At 43.8% G+C, this 16240-nt stretch carries 17 protein-coding genes; 7 read left to right on the forward strand and 10 right to left on the reverse strand.

The genetic code is table 11. The annotated features are described in order from the left end of the window. From CLV31_RS21920 to CLV31_RS01785, 6 genes are all read left to right on the forward strand, one after another. Positions 1 to 189 (forward strand): hypothetical protein (locus CLV31_RS21920; RefSeq protein WP_220084309.1); only part of this gene is annotated, 189 nt, incomplete at its 5' end. Positions 190 to 308: 119 nt separating this feature from the next. Further along, positions 309 to 728 (forward strand): VOC family protein, encoded by a 420-nt coding sequence (locus tag CLV31_RS01760; protein ID WP_111391266.1) that lies wholly within the window; start codon positions 309 to 311, stop codon positions 726 to 728. 301 nt (positions 729 to 1029) lie between these two features. Beyond that, positions 1030 to 1437: a GNAT family N-acetyltransferase gene (locus CLV31_RS01770; RefSeq protein ID WP_111391146.1), complete on the forward strand. Its 408-nt coding sequence runs from the start codon at positions 1030 to 1032 to the stop codon at positions 1435 to 1437. Positions 1438 to 1483: 46 nt separating this feature from the next. Then, positions 1484 to 2761: a metal-dependent hydrolase family protein gene (locus CLV31_RS01775; RefSeq protein ID WP_111391147.1), complete on the forward strand. Its 1278-nt coding sequence runs from the start codon at positions 1484 to 1486 to the stop codon at positions 2759 to 2761. A 206-nt stretch (positions 2762 to 2967) separates the two neighbouring features. Continuing rightward, the gene (locus tag CLV31_RS01780; protein WP_111391148.1) at positions 2968 to 4470 is read left to right on the forward strand and encodes a S10 family peptidase; all 1503 of its coding nucleotides are present in this window, start codon (positions 2968 to 2970) and stop codon (positions 4468 to 4470) included. 3 nt (positions 4471 to 4473) lie between these two features. Beyond that, complete coding sequence (locus CLV31_RS01785) at positions 4474 to 5604, forward strand: serine hydrolase domain-containing protein (RefSeq protein WP_111391149.1); 1131 nt, start codon at positions 4474 to 4476, stop codon at positions 5602 to 5604. A gap of 156 nt (positions 5605 to 5760) precedes the next feature. On the opposite strand, the gene CLV31_RS01790 is transcribed toward CLV31_RS01785, so the two are convergent. The 3 genes from CLV31_RS01790 to CLV31_RS01800 form a co-directional block, all read right to left on the reverse strand. After that, complete coding sequence (locus tag CLV31_RS01790; protein WP_111391150.1) at positions 5761 to 6144, reverse strand: response regulator; 384 nt, start codon at positions 6142 to 6144, stop codon at positions 5761 to 5763. Positions 6145 to 6323: 179 nt separating this feature from the next. Beyond that, the gene (groL, locus tag CLV31_RS01795; protein WP_111391151.1) at positions 6324 to 7952 is read right to left on the reverse strand and encodes a chaperonin GroEL; all 1629 of its coding nucleotides are present in this window, start codon (positions 7950 to 7952) and stop codon (positions 6324 to 6326) included. Positions 7953 to 7985: 33 nt separating this feature from the next. Continuing rightward, on the reverse strand, positions 7986 to 8264 hold the full coding sequence (locus CLV31_RS01800) for a co-chaperone GroES (protein WP_111391152.1): 279 nt from the start codon (positions 8262 to 8264) through the stop codon (positions 7986 to 7988). 226 nt (positions 8265 to 8490) lie between these two features. On the opposite strand from CLV31_RS01800, the gene CLV31_RS01805 reads away from it, so the two are divergent. Next, the gene (locus CLV31_RS01805) at positions 8491 to 9201 is read left to right on the forward strand and encodes a hypothetical protein (RefSeq protein WP_146250850.1); all 711 of its coding nucleotides are present in this window, start codon (positions 8491 to 8493) and stop codon (positions 9199 to 9201) included. A 135-nt stretch (positions 9202 to 9336) separates the two neighbouring features. Here CLV31_RS01805 and secG read toward each other — a convergent pair whose 3' ends face one another. The 7 genes from secG to CLV31_RS01840 all read right to left on the reverse strand — a co-directional run bounded on the left by secG (position 9337) and on the right by CLV31_RS01840 (position 16235). Beyond that, a complete protein-coding gene (gene secG / locus CLV31_RS01810; protein WP_111391154.1) occupies positions 9337 to 9690 on the reverse strand; it encodes a preprotein translocase subunit SecG in 354 nt (117 codons plus the stop codon). A 10-nt stretch (positions 9691 to 9700) separates the two neighbouring features. Continuing rightward, complete coding sequence (locus CLV31_RS01815) at positions 9701 to 10438, reverse strand: hypothetical protein (RefSeq protein ID WP_111391267.1); 738 nt, start codon at positions 10436 to 10438, stop codon at positions 9701 to 9703. Positions 10439 to 10469: 31 nt separating this feature from the next. After that, on the reverse strand, positions 10470 to 11006 hold the full coding sequence (gene lptE, locus CLV31_RS01820) for an LPS assembly lipoprotein LptE (RefSeq protein WP_111391155.1): 537 nt from the start codon (positions 11004 to 11006) through the stop codon (positions 10470 to 10472). Then, positions 10993 to 12276, reverse strand: a complete 1284-nt coding sequence (locus CLV31_RS01825; protein WP_111391156.1) for a sigma-54 interaction domain-containing protein — start codon at positions 12274 to 12276, stop codon at positions 10993 to 10995. The genes lptE and CLV31_RS01825 overlap by 14 nt, the downstream gene beginning before the upstream one ends. Further along, entirely contained in the window at positions 12273 to 13748 is a 1476-nt protein-coding gene (miaB, locus tag CLV31_RS01830; protein ID WP_111391157.1) for a tRNA (N6-isopentenyl adenosine(37)-C2)-methylthiotransferase MiaB, read from the reverse strand. Before miaB ends, CLV31_RS01825 begins: the two co-directional genes overlap by 4 nt. Before the next feature lie 137 nt (positions 13749 to 13885). Further along, complete coding sequence (dinB, locus tag CLV31_RS01835; protein WP_262510262.1) at positions 13886 to 15013, reverse strand: DNA polymerase IV; 1128 nt, start codon at positions 15011 to 15013, stop codon at positions 13886 to 13888. Continuing rightward, positions 14991 to 16235, reverse strand: coding sequence for an anthranilate synthase component I family protein (locus tag CLV31_RS01840; protein ID WP_111391158.1), 1245 nt, complete (start codon positions 16233 to 16235; stop codon positions 14991 to 14993). The genes dinB and CLV31_RS01840 overlap by 23 nt, the downstream gene beginning before the upstream one ends. Positions 16236 to 16240 lie beyond the last annotated feature (5 nt).

Here is a 16240-nt window from a genome sequence, read left to right on the forward strand (position 1 = left end):
ACGCTACACCCCGAAACTTATAATCAAGAAATTTATTCAACTGCCATTTGCAGTTTGAGGGATTCGGACCAAGACCTTCCCGATACCAATCGGGACACTGTTCCGAGCTACACCAATTCCCTCAATTCTTTTTCTCCCTTTCGGATTAAGTGGTGCAAACTTAGGGAAAATTCAGAATTTCAAGCGTGAAAGGGAATAAATATTCCTTGATTTTAGGTGTTGACATGGCCTTTTTAGGTCAATTGCTTGATTTCAAATGAATTGATATTCCACTTTTTTTTCAATATTCATGGATCAAATCAATGAAAATGAAAAAAAGGGTCACCGGTATCGGAGGTATATTTTTCAAAGTGGAAAATCCCGATCAAACCAAACAATGGTATGCAAAGCATTTAGGACTTCAGGTAGATAACTATGGGACTGCATTCGAATGGAGGAGTAGCAATGATCCTTCCAAGAAAGGCTTTTCTCAATGGTCGCCAATGAAGGACGATACTTCCTATTTCAACCCCTCCAAAAAAGACTTTATGGTCAATTTCCGAGTTGAAAATTTGGAAGTACTCGTAGAAGAACTGAAAAAGGAGGGGGTTCAGATTCTCGATGAAATCGAGACATTTGAATATGGGAAATTTGTCCATATTCTCGATCCGGATGGACATAGTATAGAGCTTTGGGAGCCCAATGATTCTGTTTATGACCAAATTGTAGTGGCCAGGACAGTGAGCTAATATAGAGTTTGATCTTATTCTAAGAATAAAAAGATCAAAAACAGAACTAAAACAATCAGTAAAGCTCCAAGGACTATGCTGCCGGTTTGTATTCGTCTAGATTGTTGGATTCTATGCTGGATGGAATCGGATAAATCTTCCGGATTGGCATTTTCTCTGCTCAAAGCTGATTTTGGAAGTTTCCCTTTTGGCCTGATTTGACCTAGAGAATGATTATCCTTAAAAGTCTGAGAAGCTTGCTTGCTGAATCCTGCACCACCTGTCATAGCAATTGTTTTTTAACTTTTTCCAAATCAATATAATGATAGTTTACCAACTTGAAACTCAAATTTCGCTGGAAGAATATAGCATCATTTTGACTGAATCAGGTCTTGGGGTTCGCAGGCCTATGGAAGACCTGGTGCTTTTACAAAAGATGATCGATGGTTCAAACTTGTTGGTTACTGCTCGACAGGATCAACAACTTATCGGACTCCTTCGTGGTTTGTCAGATTTTTGCTACCGAAGTTTTGTTGCCGATTTGGCAGTGTCTATGGGTTTTCAAAGGATGGGAATTGGGAGAAATTTGATTCATTTCGCCAAAGACCTAGCTCCCAATGCCCGTATTTTTCTTTTTTCTGCTGAGGATGCTGAAGGATTTTATCAAAAGTTGGGTTTTCAATTACATGAGCGATGCTATCAGTTGAAGCCGGAACAACAGCTTTTATGAATATTCTTTTATCTTTCTTCTTAAAACCACCAATACCTGATCTTTTATGAACAAAATTTGCCTCACGGGCTTGGCCCTTCTGGTTTCACTGGGAGTCCATGCTCAAAAAACGTATATCCATGCCGGCAGACTGATCGACGTCAAGGCCAAAAAGGTTTTAACCGAGCAAACCATCCTGGTTGAGGGAGACAAAATTATTTCTGTAAGTTCAGGTTACAGTTCTCCTGCCGAAGGAGATCAAATTGTCGATTTAAAAAACTCCACCGTAATGCCAGGTTTGATGGATATGCATGTACATATTGAAAGTCAAACCAGCCCAACCCGCTACGTGGATGGATTTCGGGACAATGAGGCTGATGTCGCCTTCAAAGCGCTCCCTTATGCACAAATCACCTTGATGTCTGGCTTTACGACCGTTCGTGATATGGGTGGGTCAGGTGTCAATATTGCGCTCAGAAATGCCATTAATAATGGACTTGTGGTCGGTCCGAGAATCTATACCGCGGGCAAATCCATCGCTCCAACAGGAGGACATGCCGACCCTACCAACGGGGTCAAACGAGAATTGATGGGTGATCCCGGACCTGACCAAGGAGTGATTAATGGTCCTTACGACGCACGCAAAGCTGTGAGGCAGGCAGTAAAGTACGGCTCAGACGTGATCAAAGTGACTGCTACAGGAGGTGTGTTGTCCGTGGCCCGGGATGGCTCTGCACCCCAATTCCAACAAGATGAGCTCGAGGCAGTCGTAGAAACAGCCCGCGATTTTGGAATCCATGTAGCGGCTCATGCACATGGAGATGAGGGTATGAAAAGAGCAGTCAAAGCAGGAATTCACTCCATCGAGCACGGAACCCTGATGACAGAAGAAACGATGGATATGATGGTGAAGTCGGGTACTTGGTTGGTGCCTACGGTGACTGCGGGGATGTCCGCTGCCGAGTATGCCAAGATTCCCGGCTATTATCCGCCAGTGGTCAGGGACAAAGCCATGCAGATCGGAGCTCAGATTCAGCAGACCTTTGCCAAGGCCTATAAAAAGGGAGTCAAAATTGCCTTTGGCACCGATGCAGGTGTCTTTCCACATGGAGAAAATTACCGGGAGTTTGTTTATATGACAGAGGTAGGAATGCCCAATTTGGAGGCAATTCAATCAGCTACGCTCAATGCCGCAATTTTGATGGGGATTGAGGATAAACTAGGTACTTTGGAAGCAGGAAAAATTGCTGATATCATCGCTGTCAACGGAAACCCTGATCAAGATATATTGGCAATGAAAGAAGTAATATTCGTCATGAAGGATGGAAAAGTATTCAAGCAGTAGGTGAAATATAATTAAACTTACTGATTATACGCCGTTCTGCCAGTTGACGAATATTCCCCTGATTTTGGGCTGGAAGACCGATGACCGAAGACCGAAGATTCCCAAAAACATGGTGTTAACTTGGTCTTCTGACCTTTAGAAATGCTACTGGCAAGATTCCGTATATTCATTTTAAACTTATAGATTAAATAACTTTAAATAAATCAATGAAAATAAGACTAGTATTCATATTGTTTTTTCTCTATGGATTTACCATAGCACAAGAGAAAAGCCATCAGGATCAACTTCCTAAAGCCCAGGTCTTTGAATCCAAGCAATCGGTGACCATTGATGGAAAGGTCATTAACCTCAACGCAAAGGCAGGAACGATGGAATTGCGGGATGAGAATAACCGTCCCATCGCTCTCTATGGATTTACAGCCTATTTTAAAGAGAATCCGGAGAAAAACAGGCCGATTGTTTTTGCCTATAATGGTGGTCCCGGATCCTCTTCTTATTGGTTGCATATGGGTATTATGGGTCCGAAAAGGATCGTGGTGAATGATCCCAATTACAATCAGGCTGCACCTTATGAACTGGCCAACAATGAATTTTCAATTCTCGATATAGCTGATGTGGTGATGATGGATCCAGTCGGAACTGGATTGAGTGTCCCGATCGGAGAATCCAAAGGGGCAGACTTTTGGGGCGTGGATCAGGATATTCGGAGTACCAGTCTCTTTATCATGCAGTTTTTGAAGCAGCATAATCGTCTCAATTCCCCAAAATATATTTTGGGAGAAAGCTATGGGACGTTCAGAAATGCCGGTGTGATGAATTATCTATTGGAAAAAGGTTATGCGCTGAATGGAGTCATTATGGTGTCAGCAGTTTTTGACCTACGGACCTTGTTTTTCGCACCCAATGAGGATCTTCCCTATGTGGTGTACTTGCCTACCATTGCAGCGACGAGTTGGTATCACCAGAAAGTGGCGGATCGGGGACCCGATTTACCAACTTTTGTCCAGCAGGTGAGGGAGTTTACCGAGAATGAATACGCTCCAGCCTTATTCAAGGGAAACAGAATATCCGCGTCTGAAAAAACTGCCATTGCCAAAAAATTGGAAGGATTTACCGGAATTGCGGCAGAGGTTTGGGAGAGATCGGATCTGAAATTGACTGCCAATGAATACTATCAAGAATTGCTCCGTGACGAAAGAATGACCGTGGGCAGATTGGATTCCCGCTATAAAGGAATCAATATCGACCCCATGTCCATGTCAGCTTTTACGGACCCTCAGAGTGATGCGATTTCTCCTGCCTACACCATGGGATTTTTGGATTACTACCACGGCAGTCTAGGGGTGAGCAAGGATCTGCTGTATGCCACGTCAGCTTATTCCAAGGAAGGATTTAGATGGGACTGGAAGCATCAGGGAAATAACTTTTGGGGGGCTGATGCCGCAGTGACTACCTTACCTGATATGACTGAAGCTTTAAGTAAAGATCCACACGTTAAGGTGTTGATTATGAATGGATATTATGACTTAGCGACAGTGTTTCATGGCGTAGAACATTCGATTTCTCATATCGAATTGCCCAAATCTGCTACCGATCGAATCATCATGACCTATTATGAAGCGGGGCATATGATGTATACCCATCTACCGTCCGCTAAGCTGTTTAGAGCAGATTTAAAAAAATTCATCCAAGACACCTTGAGAAAATAACTTATGAGGGCCCAATTTCAATCTTTTTTCTTTTTCAACTGGACCAAGTTTCTCTGGGGAAGTTGGGCCTTCCTGATTTTCCAAGGTGCCATAGCCCAAAAAAGCAGTACTTCATCTGTCCAAGGACTCTATTTTCCTCCGGTGGGGTCTTCAGAATGGGAAAAGACTCCATTGCAAGAACTTGGATGGAATCAGGCAGCATTGGCTGAATTGTTGGCTTGGCTTCCTACCCAAGATACCAGGGGATTCATTGTGTTAAAAGGAGGGAGGATCGTGTTGGAAGAATACTGGGGTTCTAAATTGACCGGGTTAGGAGAAATGGATCAGCAGTCGCTCTGGTATTGGGATGCGGCAAGTTTTACTCTTACTGCTGCACTTACCGGAATTGCCCAGCAGGAGGGTTTTTTGAGCCTTAAAGACCGAACTCAGAAGTACCTAGGCATAGGATGGTCGGCTATGCCGGATGCACAGGAAAAAAACATCCAACTGATTCACCATTTAACTTTCACCACTGGGATCAACGATAAGGTATCAAATCTTGGGGATACTTCTACTTCGAACTTAACCTTTCTTGCAAAACCCGGTAGTCGGTGGAGTTATTATCCTGCATCTCATTTCCTGGTGGAGAGAGTTCTGGAAAATGCTACAGGAAAGAGCTATGAATCCTACTGGAAGGAAAAGATAGGCGATAAAATAGGTATGAAAGGACTTTGGCAAAAATCCGGACAACCTACCATGCTATATTCCGATACCAGATCTTTTGCAAGGTTTGGTTTATTGATGTTAGCTGAAGGGAATTGGGCAGGAAATTCGATTTGGTCAGGAAAGTACTTCAAATCCATCACCCAAACCTCCCAAAAACTAAACAAAAGTTATGGTTTTTTTACTTGGCTAAATGGTCAGGAATCCTATCTCCTTCCCGGAATGCAGCAGCCAATGAATGGTTCGGTGATTCCTTCCGGACCCGAGGACATGTTTTTTGCTGTGGGGAAAAATGGACAATTTTTAATGGTGATTCCTTCCAAACAGTTGGTCATTGTAAGAATGGGAGGGGCTCCGGGGGATTTGCCGGTTCCGTACTTATTGATGCGGCAATTTTGGGATAGGATGTCGGAAGTGTTACAGGGGAATTAAAAAGTCTGTATATCCGCTTTCATACCAGTAGGCTTAGCTAGCTTAAGAAATTTCTCAAAAAGGCAGAAATCAAGAATCCTTCGGTCTACGGTCATCGTTCTTCCGACCCATTAAACAAAGAGAATTTGGCAGGTGGTGCAATAGCGGGCAACCATATTAAAAAGTATCCATTTGATTTTTAATCTTGTCGAGGGTAAGTGGTTTCTCTAAAAATCCTGACACGATTTGATATTCGCTGGCTCGCTGTCGGTCTTGAAAATCGATCGAACTGGAAAGTATAACGATTTTGTCTGTCCGGTTTGGAAAGTATTCCAAGTATTTGTTGAGAAATTCCCACCCATTTAAGACCGGCATGTTGATGTCTAAGAAAATGAGGAGGGTGTGGTCTGAGGAAACTTCCTTTAAAACATCAAGTGCCTCTTCTCCTCCCAGAAATTCCCGTATTTGTTCACTGATACCAGTCTTACCCAATAGTCGTTTATTGATTAGATTATTGATTGGATCGTCATCCACTAAAAAAATGGCGTCAAATTGGATCATTCAGGTAGCAAATCAAACATGGGATGGGTTGGTATGCCAAAATACAATTATTCCATTTGCAAGAAAAAAGTTTGATCACCTTTTTATTTCAGATAGGATGCAAAGTCTTACTATCAAACAGATAAAAGAAAAGGAGGTCGATAAGACCTCCTTTTATAAAGTGTATTCTGAGCGTGATATTACATCATGCCACCCATTCCTCCGCCACCCATTGGAGGCATAGCCGGAGCGTCTTCTTTAACATCTGCCACTACACATTCGGTAGTCAACAACAACGCAGCAATAGAAGCAGCGTTTTCCAAGGCAAGACGGGTTACTTTAGTTGGGTCGATGACACCTGCTTCGAAAAGATCCATGTACTCGTCAGTTCTGGCATTGTATCCGAAGTTGCCTTTGTTTTCTCTGATCTTGTTGATCACGACAGAAGGTTCGCCACCTGCATTGCTTACGATAGTTCTCAATGGAGATTCGATCGCAGTTCTGATGATATTGATACCTGTATCCTGATCTTCGTTTGATCCTTTCAGGCTGTCAAGGGCTGAGGCAGCTCTTACAAGAGCAACACCACCGCCTACTACCACACCTTCTTGTACGGCAGCTCTGGTAGCGTGCAAAGCATCATCCACGCGGTCTTTCTTTTCTTTCATTTCCACTTCAGTAGCAGCACCGATGTAAAGGATTGCTACACCACCAGAAAGCTTCGCAAGTCTTTCCTGCAATTTCTCTCTGTCGTAGTCCGAAGTAGTTTTTTCGATTTGCGCTTTGATCTCTGCGATTCGGCCTTTGATGGCAGCAGCATCACCTGCACCGTTTACGATGGTGGTATTGTCCTTGTCGATGTTGATCTTTTCGGCTCTACCGAGCATGTCAGGAGTAGCATTCTCCAGTTTGAAGCCTCTTTCTTCAGAGATTACGGTACCTCCGGTCAGGATAGCGATGTCTTCCAACATTGCTTTTCTTCTGTCACCAAATCCCGGAGCTTTGACAGCGGCCACTTTCAAAGCACCTCTGATTTTGTTCACTACCAAAGTAGCCAACGCTTCACCGTCTACATCCTCAGCGATGATCAACAACGGCTTGCCAGACTGAGCCACTGGCTCAAGAACAGGAAGCAATTCTTTCATCGAAGAAATCTTCTTGTCGTAGATCAAAATGAAAGGATGATCCAGTTCGGCTTCCATTTTCTCGGTGTTGGTCACGAAGTAGGGAGAAAGGTAACCTCTGTCAAACTGCATACCTTCCACAGTTTTCACTTCAGTTTCGGTACCTTTTGCTTCTTCTACCGTGATGACGCCGTCTTTGCCTACTTTGTCCATCGCATCAGCAATCATGTTACCGATTTCCTCGTCGTTATTTGCGGAAACGGTCGCAACTTGAGCGATTTCCTTGGAAGTAGAGATTTGCTTGGAGTTTTCTTTCAGTTGATTAACTACCGCAGCTACTGCTTTGTCAATCCCTCTTTTTAGGTCCATAGGGTTAGCTCCAGCAGCTACGTTCTTGATACCTACTGCGAAAATTGACTGTGCCAATACCGTTGCAGTGGTAGTACCATCACCTGCATTGTCTGCAGTTTTGGAAGCTACTTCTTTCACAAGCTGAGCGCCCATGTTTTCGATTGGCTCTTTCAATTCGATTTCCTTAGCTACAGAAACACCGTCTTTGGTGATGGTAGGAGCACCGAATTTTTTGTCGATGATGACATTACGGCCCTTAGGACCCAAAGTTACTTTTACTGCATCTGCCAATGCATCTACGCCTTTTTTCAATTGATCACGGGCGTTAGTATCGAAAAACAGTTGTTTAGCCATGTTTTTTTAAATTTTCAGTTAGTTGTTGAATGATTAAAGGATTGCGAAAATGTCTGATTCTCTCATGATGAGATAGTCGCTACCATCTACGCTGAGCTCTGTGCCGGAATACTTTCCGTACAAAACAGTGTCACCCACTTTTACAGTCAATGGCTCATCTTTTTTGCCGTTTCCCACTGCCACTACCGTTCCTCTTTGAGGTTTTTCTTTGGCGGTGTCCGGGATGTAAAGACCGGAAGCAGTTTTCTCTTCAGCAGCTGCAGGCTGTACCAAAACTCGGTCTGCAAGAGGTTTGATGTTCACGTTTGACATAGATATGTATTGTTTAAGGTTAGATTAAAATGCTATTCCCCAGTTAGCACTTCCTGTGCCAATGGATTGAGAAGTGCCAATGCTGACAAATCGGCTGTAAAAGTGAGGTTTTTCCGTTAGCGATCCTTCTTTTTTTGACATGTGGCACTGTCAAAATTTCTCCGATGTCAGCAAAAAATGTCAGAATTCCGTAATTTATGACATACCATTGATGACCTATTTCACTATGAGAACATTGCCAAAAAATTGGATTACTGAAGGTCTGATCGATTTTGAATACAAAAAGTATCAGCTTCTGGCTTATCTGCAATCCGCTGAGAAGGAATTTAAAGCAGTAAAACTTTACCCGACCCTCAGCGATCTGATCGAACATCACCGAACACTCGAGGAGTTGGAATCAGGTAAAACCGAACTGAAAAACCTTTTTCCAAAATCTCTGAACGGGATCGACTTACAGCAGGCACAGCTACACTATGAGCCAAAGGTTCAAGATGGATGTGTCATGGAGGAGATCGCGCAAATCACGGCATTTGCCCTCCCCAAGATCCAACATCAAATAGCCGAAGGCAAAGTGATTTATGATTTTGTAGAGGATCAGGTGGAGTTTGAGCCGGTAGGTCTGCTTCCCATCTACAATCGGGAAGGATATATTTTTCTGACTCGGGAGAGGCAATCTGAAGTCCATGCATTTCGATACAAGAGTAATTTCATCCAATTGGCAGGTGAAAAATTCCGAAGTGTCGCCTTTTGGCTGGTTGGGATCTTTCAGCGGTCAATTGTCCTTACTTTAGAAAAGCTAAAACTTCATCTGATCCAAGAAATCAAAGAATTGCCCAATCCTGCCACTTGGCGAATGCACAGTCCCCATCAGTTTCCGATTGAGGAGACGTTGATCCCGGTAGGAAAGCGGCTGTTGCTTCAGCAAGTCAATGAATGATTTGGCTGGAACTTCGATTATTCCGGGATCACGGCATTTATTCCAACATTTGTTGAAAGTGGAATCCTTGCTTCCTAGGGAAAAAAAAGAGCCCGTTTGATTGCTCAAACGGGCTCCTTTGGGATAGAGAATCTATTATTGATTGGAAGTAGAATCTGCGGGTGTTTCCACTGCCGGTAGTGCGTTTTGGGTATCACCAAATGCCGGTGTTACCACTTGCTGCTTTGCACTTTCGATATTTGGAGAAGAAAACTGGTTGGGCTGACTGGTCGTGTAGAAGGCGGAAGAAGCCAGGGAAAGAACCAGGATCGCAATGGCTAAAACCCAAGTCGCTTTTTCAAGAACATTTCCGGTTCGGGTCACACCCATGATTTGAGAGGCACTGCCTCCGAAAGCCGCTCCGGCTCCACCTTTTGAATTTTGGCCAAGGATCACCAGGATAAGCAATACTGCCAAAACCAAAATAATACTGATTAATAAGGTAAACATATAAGTAAGGTTAATCTTTCAATTTTTGAATTAAGTCCGCAAAGTAAGTCCTTTTATCGGGAAACTTCAAAGAGAGTTTCTCATAAATTTCCCTAGCCATTTCTTTTTTACCCTGCTTTGTCAAAATTTTCGCAAAGGTCTCGGATATCAGATGTTCATTTAATTTGGTGCTGCTGTCAGCGAGATTTTCGGTATTTTGATTGGCTTCAATTTCTTTGATCGTGGCTAATTTGATGTCTTTTTTGCTAAAAGCCTTGATCAGATCAATCTGTTCCTTTTTTTTCGAGTCCAGAATTTCCCGCTTTTCTTTCCGCTTGATAGTCTCGATCAGGTCATCCTTGGGAGGCTTTCTTCTTTTGGATTTAGGGGCTGTTTTTTCCTCTTCCTCCACAGTTCCCCCTTTCAGTTGTTCTCCTAGCTTTTTGAGCGAGGCGGTTCTTTTTTGAGGGTTAGTGTCTGATTGGTTATCCTCTGGTAACAAATCTTCTTTGGCAGGCAAGGGTTGGACCTCTGCTACTGGTTTTTCAATCCATTGTTTTAGCCAGATACGATCTGGGCTGGTCAATGCTGCCAAAGCTAAAGAAGGGCCTGCTTTGCCTTCATTTCTCAAAAATTCATAGCGGGCAGCAAGACTGTGAGCCAAATGGAAATAGGGAAAGTTTTCCTGAACCTTTTTCAGATGGAGGAAGTCAGCTTTATCCAGCTGATCCGATTTTTTGAGGAGTTCCAGAAATTGAATCGAGTTCACACTTTTGGGTTTTGATTCCAATATAGGGATTTTACCAGTTGGCTACAGTAGCAGTGAAAATATCCTGGATGATCGTTTCAAATATTTCTTCCACCAGCTGACTTTCCACATCCAACAAGGTCACACTTCGTGGATCATAGTCTTTGAAAAAGGAAAAAGATTGCTTTTTATTTTCTTCCTCATTGGTAAGATTGACGTATTCCACATCGACGGTGATGGTCAATCTCATTTGTCCAGCCCGATCCGGGAGATTGGGGTCACCGCTGGACACGACAGCTTGAGGGGAAAGGGAATACCTGGAAATGGCTCCGGCAAACTGCAGATCGCCGTTGGTTCGGACCAGCTCGAGTTGGGTGTTTCTCTGGTAATATTCTTTTAGGGATTCTGTAAAGAGTTGTTCCATGTTGGCCGGACCACCACCGGAATCATTGAAAAAATTCTCCACCGAGAAAGTCTTGACCAACTCGTAATTGATATTGGTGCCGGTAAAGCTGTATTTGATCGAACAACCGGAAAGGATGGACAATAATATGCTCGCCATCAAGACAATTCTTTTACTCAATTTCATACTGCTTGATTTTACGGTATAGGGTGCGTTCAGAAATCCCCAAATCTCCCGCTGCATACTTTCTTTTATTGTTGTGTTTTCGCAGCGCTTTGAGGATCATTTCTTTTTCCTTTCGCTCCAGAGAAAGCGAGCTGTCATCTTCTTCATGCACAATGTCCTCAATGACATCCTCCTCATAATCTTCTTCAGCCGATGCGGTAGATTTCTTGGAATCTATCACCAATGGCATGGCATAAGGCGAGGGTGTCTCTGCCGCCTCTTTGGAAATGATTCCAGAGTCGATGTCTTCGAAAAGGCCTTGATGCTTTTGCATGATGGAGGAGTTGATTCCCCCGTTTTGATAAGATTCCAATACTAGCTTTTTGAGATCATTCATGTCCTTTTTCATGTCAAAAAGGACTTTGTAAAGAATATCTCTTTCAGAAAAATCAATGCTTTCACTGCTTCCTGCGCCAATGGCCATGGGAAGACGGGAACTTTCTTGTGGCAAATACCTGGATAGGATTTGGGCATTGACCTCTCGGGTTTCTTCCAAAAGGGAAATTTGCTCGGCAATATTTTTAAGCTGTCTGATATTTCCCGGAAAAGCGTATCTCATGAGCAGCTGTTGTGCTTCATGGTCCAGACTGATTGGCCTCACGTGGTATTTTTCGGAAAAGTCTCCGGTGAATTTCCGGAAAAGCAGTACCACATCTTCACCTCGCTCTCTTAGAGGAGGAACAAAAATCGGTACCGTATTGAGCCGGTAATAAAGGTCTTCCCGAAACTTTCCTTTTTCGACGGCTTTGATCAGATTGACATTGGTGGCTGTGATGACACGTACATTGGTCTTTTGGACTTTGGAAGAACCTACTTTGATGAATTCTCCGTTTTCTAGCACGCGCAGAAGCCTTGCTTGAGTGCCAAGAGGCATCTCACCGATTTCATCCAGAAAAATTGATCCCCCGTCCGTGACTTCGAAATAGCCTTTTCGGGCTTCGTGTGCCCCTGTGAAAGAGCCTTTTTCATGTCCAAAGAGTTCTGAATCTATAGTGCCCTCAGGAATCGCCCCACAGTTGATCGCGATGAATTTACCATGCTTTCGAAGCGAGAGTGAATGGATTATTTTGGAAAAACTTTCCTTTCCGCTACCACTTTCTCCGGTGATCAGCACCGTCATATCTGTAGGTGAGGCCTGCATCGCCACCTGAATGGCATGATTGAGCAGAGGGCTGTTGCCGATGATCCCAAAGCGCTGTTTGACACTTTGAATTTCCTGTGGAGTGATCATGCTAAGGCTGGATTTATTTCCAATATTTCACCGAACAAGGTGGCAGGGGAACAGTCTGTGATTTTCACCTTGACATAATCGCCTTTCTTGGCTTTTCCGGCAGGGATAATGACCACTTTGTTTGCGGAATTTCTTCCTTTGAGCTGTTGATCCGATTTTTTGGCAGTTCCTTCGATCAGGATCAGCTGTTCTTTGCCCAAATCGAGTTTGTTTCGTTCATTGGAAAGCAGACTTTGCTTTTCGATGATTTCGGCCAATCTTCTTTTCTTTATCTCTAAAGGAATATCATCTTCAAATTTCTTCGCGGCCAAGGTGCCGGGTCTTTCCGAATAGTAAAACATGTAAGAAAAATCATATTGCACGATATCCATCAGTGAAAGCGTGTCTTGATGTTCTTCCTCAGTTTCGGTGCAGAATCCTGCAATCATATCGGATGAAATCCCGCATTCCTCACCCAAGATCTCGCGAATAGCTCGGACTCTATCCAAGTACCATTCCCGGTCATAGGTACGGTTCATCAGTTCCAAAACCCGGCTGTTTCCGGATTGGACCGGAAGGTGGATGTACTTGCAGATGTTGTCGTACTTCTTCATGGTATGAAGTACTTCGTCAGTGATGTCTTTGGGATGGGAGGTGGAAAAACGAACCCGAAGGTAGGGGCTTACCTGTGCCACCATTTCCAATAGATGGGCAAAACTGACCACTTGGCTTACTTCTTCCTCTTTCTTGTTCAATCGCGCCTTGTTGTTTTCTTCAGGTGACCACTTGTAAGAGTCCACGTTTTGACCCAAAAGCGTCACTTCTCTGTAGCCTTTTTCAAACAAATCTTTGGCTTCGGCCACAATAGAGTGCGGATCCCGACTTCGCTCACGACCTCGGGTAAAAGGCACCACACAGAAGGAACACATGTTGTCACAGCCGCGCATGATGGAGATGAAAGCAGTAACTCCGTTGGAATTCAGACGAACCGGAGCGATGTCGGCGTAGGTCTCCTCACGGGACAGAAATGTATTTACCGCCTTTTGTCCCTCTTCTGCCACCGCTACCAGATTGGGAAGGTCACGATAGGCATCAGGTCCGACGACCACATCAACGATTTTTTCTTCGCTGAGGAGATTTTCTTTCAGGCGTTCAGCCATGCATCCCAATACCCCGATGGTCAGGTCCGGATTTTCTTTTTTGATCTGGTTGAATTGACTGAGCCGCTTACGGACAGTTTGCTCTGCTTTTTCCCGGATGGAGCAGGTGTTCAAGAAGATTACATCAGCCTTTTCAAAGTCAGAAGTGGTGTCGTAGCCGTTTTCTTTCATGATCGAGGCGACGATCTCCGAGTCAGAGAAATTCATCTGACAGCCATAGCTTTCGATATAGAGTTTTTTGGTCTTACCGGTGTTTTCGTCCGGGGTAGTCTTATAGTCACAAGCCTGTGCCTCTTCGGCAGAGATGATATCGATATCTTTGATCAAGTCCATTGAATGGAAGTTGGGTTTAATTCGGGTAAACGGAATCCTCGGTTTGAGCTGGAATTCATCTAAAACTTATAAAGAATCCATAGGGTTGCAAAATTAGGAAAATGCGGACAAAATGGCAGAATCTGCTAGCTTTTAATTCAGCCTTTTCCGTTGGAAATGTGAAATGGGATTTTAAGTTGCTCCCCAAAATACACTTGCTCTTCCGTGAGGTTCAGGTTGGAAATTCCAAGACCCAAAAGTCGGACAGGTTTCGGAATCTCTTCTTGCCGGAGTAGTTCCAAACCGACTTCCCAGAGTTGGTCCGCGTTGGGATATTGCTCCAGTGTTTTGCTTCGGGTTTGTTGAGAAAAATCAGAGAACTTGATTTTAACCGTCACCGTACGTCCTTTGATTCCGCTTTTTTCGATACGACGGACTACTTCTTCAAAGATGGGATAGAAATGCGCTTCCATTTCTTGCAAGGAAATGAGGTCCTTTTCGAAGGTGTTTTCCGCACTGAGACTTTTTCTTACCCGATGAGGTTGAACTTCTGATAGATGAATGCCTCTCACGATGTTGTAATAATGCAATCCCGATTTCCCAAATTTCTTGGTCAAAAACTGAAGGGAATATTCCTTGAGGTCTTTGCCATTGTGGATGCCCAGTTTTTGCATCTTTTCTGCAGTGACTTTTCCGATGCCGAAAAATTTCCCGATCGGCAACTTTTCCAAAAACGCTTCAGCCTCCTCCGGTAAAATCACGGCTTGCCCATTGGGCTTGTTCAAGTCTGAGGCTGTTTTCGCCAAAAACTTGTTGTAGCTCACCCCGGCTGAGGCATTGAGTCCGGTTTTTTCCTTGATTTTTGCCCGGATTTGACGGGCGATCAGGATAGCGGATTTCAACCCCACCTTGTTTTCAGTCACATCCAGAAATGCCTCATCCAGGGAAAGTGGCTCCACCAAATCCGTGTATTCATAGAAAATATCCCGGATTTGAAGCGAAATCTCTTTGTATCGCTCAAATCTCGGCCGAGCAAAAATCAAGTGTGGGCATTTTTTAGCTGCCAAAGCCGAAGACATAGCAGAGTGGATCCCGAATTTTCTTGCTTCATAGCTTGCAGCCGCGACCACTCCTCGAGCTTCGTTTCCGCCTACTACCAAGGGTTTTCCCCTCCATTCCGGATGGTCAAGCTGCTCCACCGATGCATAAAAAGCATCCATGTCCACATGAATGATTTTACGGGTAGGAGAGGAGTTGACCGGTTTAATTTCCACGGAGTAGTTCAAAGATGGCTTGGGCTTTCAGTGCACATTCTTCATATTCCTGTTCTACAGAAGCATCAACTGTGATGGCACTGCCCACACCAAAATAGAGTTTTTTTGCCTCCATATCAGCAATTACAGATCGAATGATCACCGAAAAGTCGAAATCTCCTTCATCGTCGATCCATCCAAAAGCACCTGAAAACCATCCTCTTTTGAAGCTTTCCTCTCGGTCAATGATGTTTATCGTACTGATTTTTGGTGCCCCGGTCATACTTCCCATAGGGAATGTCGCTTCTATGATTTGTCGAAAGGAAACTTTCGGTTGCAGCCTTGAGTGAATGGTACTGATCATCTGAAAGACTCGCGGAAGAGGATAGATGCCAAAAAGTTCCTTGACTTGAACACTTCCGGTCTCTGATACTCTTGCCAGGTCATTTCGCATCAAGTCGGTAATCATCAGATTTTCGGCTTGTTCTTTTTCTGAATTTCTAAGCGATTCCGCGTTAATTTTATCCTGAATGGGGTCACTCGATCTTTGGATGGTTCCTTTGATGGGCTGTGCGATCAATGTTTTTCCTTCTTTTTTCAAAAATCGCTCTGGAGATGCCGATACCAGCCACTTGTTACTTGCTTTGAAAAGAGCCGCAAAAGGCATGTTGGATAACTGGTTGAGGTGAAAAAAAGAAGCAATCGGATCCCAATTTTCATATGTTCCGAAATAGGCCTGACAGAAGTTTGCCTCATAGGTATTTCCTTCCAAAATCTCCTGCTGGATGGTCGCAATATGTTGAAGGTATTCCTCTTTTGAGATTTGGGGAAAAACCTCACAGGCAGTATGGAAATAGTGGGGAAGCTTAAAGTTTTTGATTTCGATAAGCCAATGTTCAGGAAATGGATGAGTGCTACTGAATCCGTCATTTTCAATTTTCAGATTCCACTCGGGTTCAAAAAAGCACACATCAGGAAGGTCAAAAAAAGCCGGGTTTTTACTTTGGAGATTTTCTATGCGGTTTTTAAGGTCATATCCGATAATGCCTACTTTCCAACCGGGCAAATCCCAGACCGAAGGTTCGGAAAGTTCGCTGTGGCCCAAAAAAAGGAAATTCCCAAAAGGCCCATTAAGGTAGGGGTGGCCATTGCCGGTCGTCCAGGCAAGGAACGGAAATTTTTCATTTGCCCAATAGAGTAGTTTTTTCTTCCAATCCGCAATATCGAGCCGGTAAAAGGTCTTGTTCGCTTCCATTTTGA

The organism is Algoriphagus aquaeductus (assembly GCF_003253485.1).
Classification (GTDB): Bacteria; Bacteroidota; Bacteroidia; order Cytophagales; family Cyclobacteriaceae; genus Algoriphagus; species Algoriphagus aquaeductus.

Bases quoted from the DNA above. Each gene is read 5' to 3' on its own strand.
- CLV31_RS01840 (WP_111391158.1), bottom strand. From the start codon at position 16,235: ATGGAAGCGAACAAGACCTTTTACCGGCTCGATATTGCGGATTGGAAG.
- groL (WP_111391151.1), bottom strand. From the start codon at position 7,952: ATGGCTAAACAACTGTTTTTCGATACTAACGCCCGTGATCAATTGAAA.
- lptE (WP_111391155.1), bottom strand. From the start codon at position 11,006: ATGAAATTGAGTAAAAGAATTGTCTTGATGGCGAGCATATTATTGTCC.
- miaB (WP_111391157.1), bottom strand. From the start codon at position 13,748: ATGGACTTGATCAAAGATATCGATATCATCTCTGCCGAAGAGGCACAG.
- CLV31_RS01790 (WP_111391150.1), bottom strand. From the start codon at position 6,144: ATGATCCAATTTGACGCCATTTTTTTAGTGGATGACGATCCAATCAAT.
- CLV31_RS01785 (WP_111391149.1), top strand. From the start codon at position 4,474: ATGAGGGCCCAATTTCAATCTTTTTTCTTTTTCAACTGGACCAAGTTT.
- CLV31_RS01760 (WP_111391266.1), top strand. From the start codon at position 309: ATGAAAAAAAGGGTCACCGGTATCGGAGGTATATTTTTCAAAGTGGAA.
- CLV31_RS01770 (WP_111391146.1), top strand. From the start codon at position 1,030: ATGATAGTTTACCAACTTGAAACTCAAATTTCGCTGGAAGAATATAGC.
- CLV31_RS01780 (WP_111391148.1), top strand. From the start codon at position 2,968: ATGAAAATAAGACTAGTATTCATATTGTTTTTTCTCTATGGATTTACC.
- CLV31_RS01800 (WP_111391152.1), bottom strand. From the start codon at position 8,264: ATGTCAAACGTGAACATCAAACCTCTTGCAGACCGAGTTTTGGTACAG.
- CLV31_RS01775 (WP_111391147.1), top strand. From the start codon at position 1,484: ATGAACAAAATTTGCCTCACGGGCTTGGCCCTTCTGGTTTCACTGGGA.
- CLV31_RS01805 (WP_146250850.1), top strand. From the start codon at position 8,491: ATGAGAACATTGCCAAAAAATTGGATTACTGAAGGTCTGATCGATTTT.
- CLV31_RS01825 (WP_111391156.1), bottom strand. From the start codon at position 12,276: ATGATCACTCCACAGGAAATTCAAAGTGTCAAACAGCGCTTTGGGATC.
- secG (WP_111391154.1), bottom strand. From the start codon at position 9,690: ATGTTTACCTTATTAATCAGTATTATTTTGGTTTTGGCAGTATTGCTT.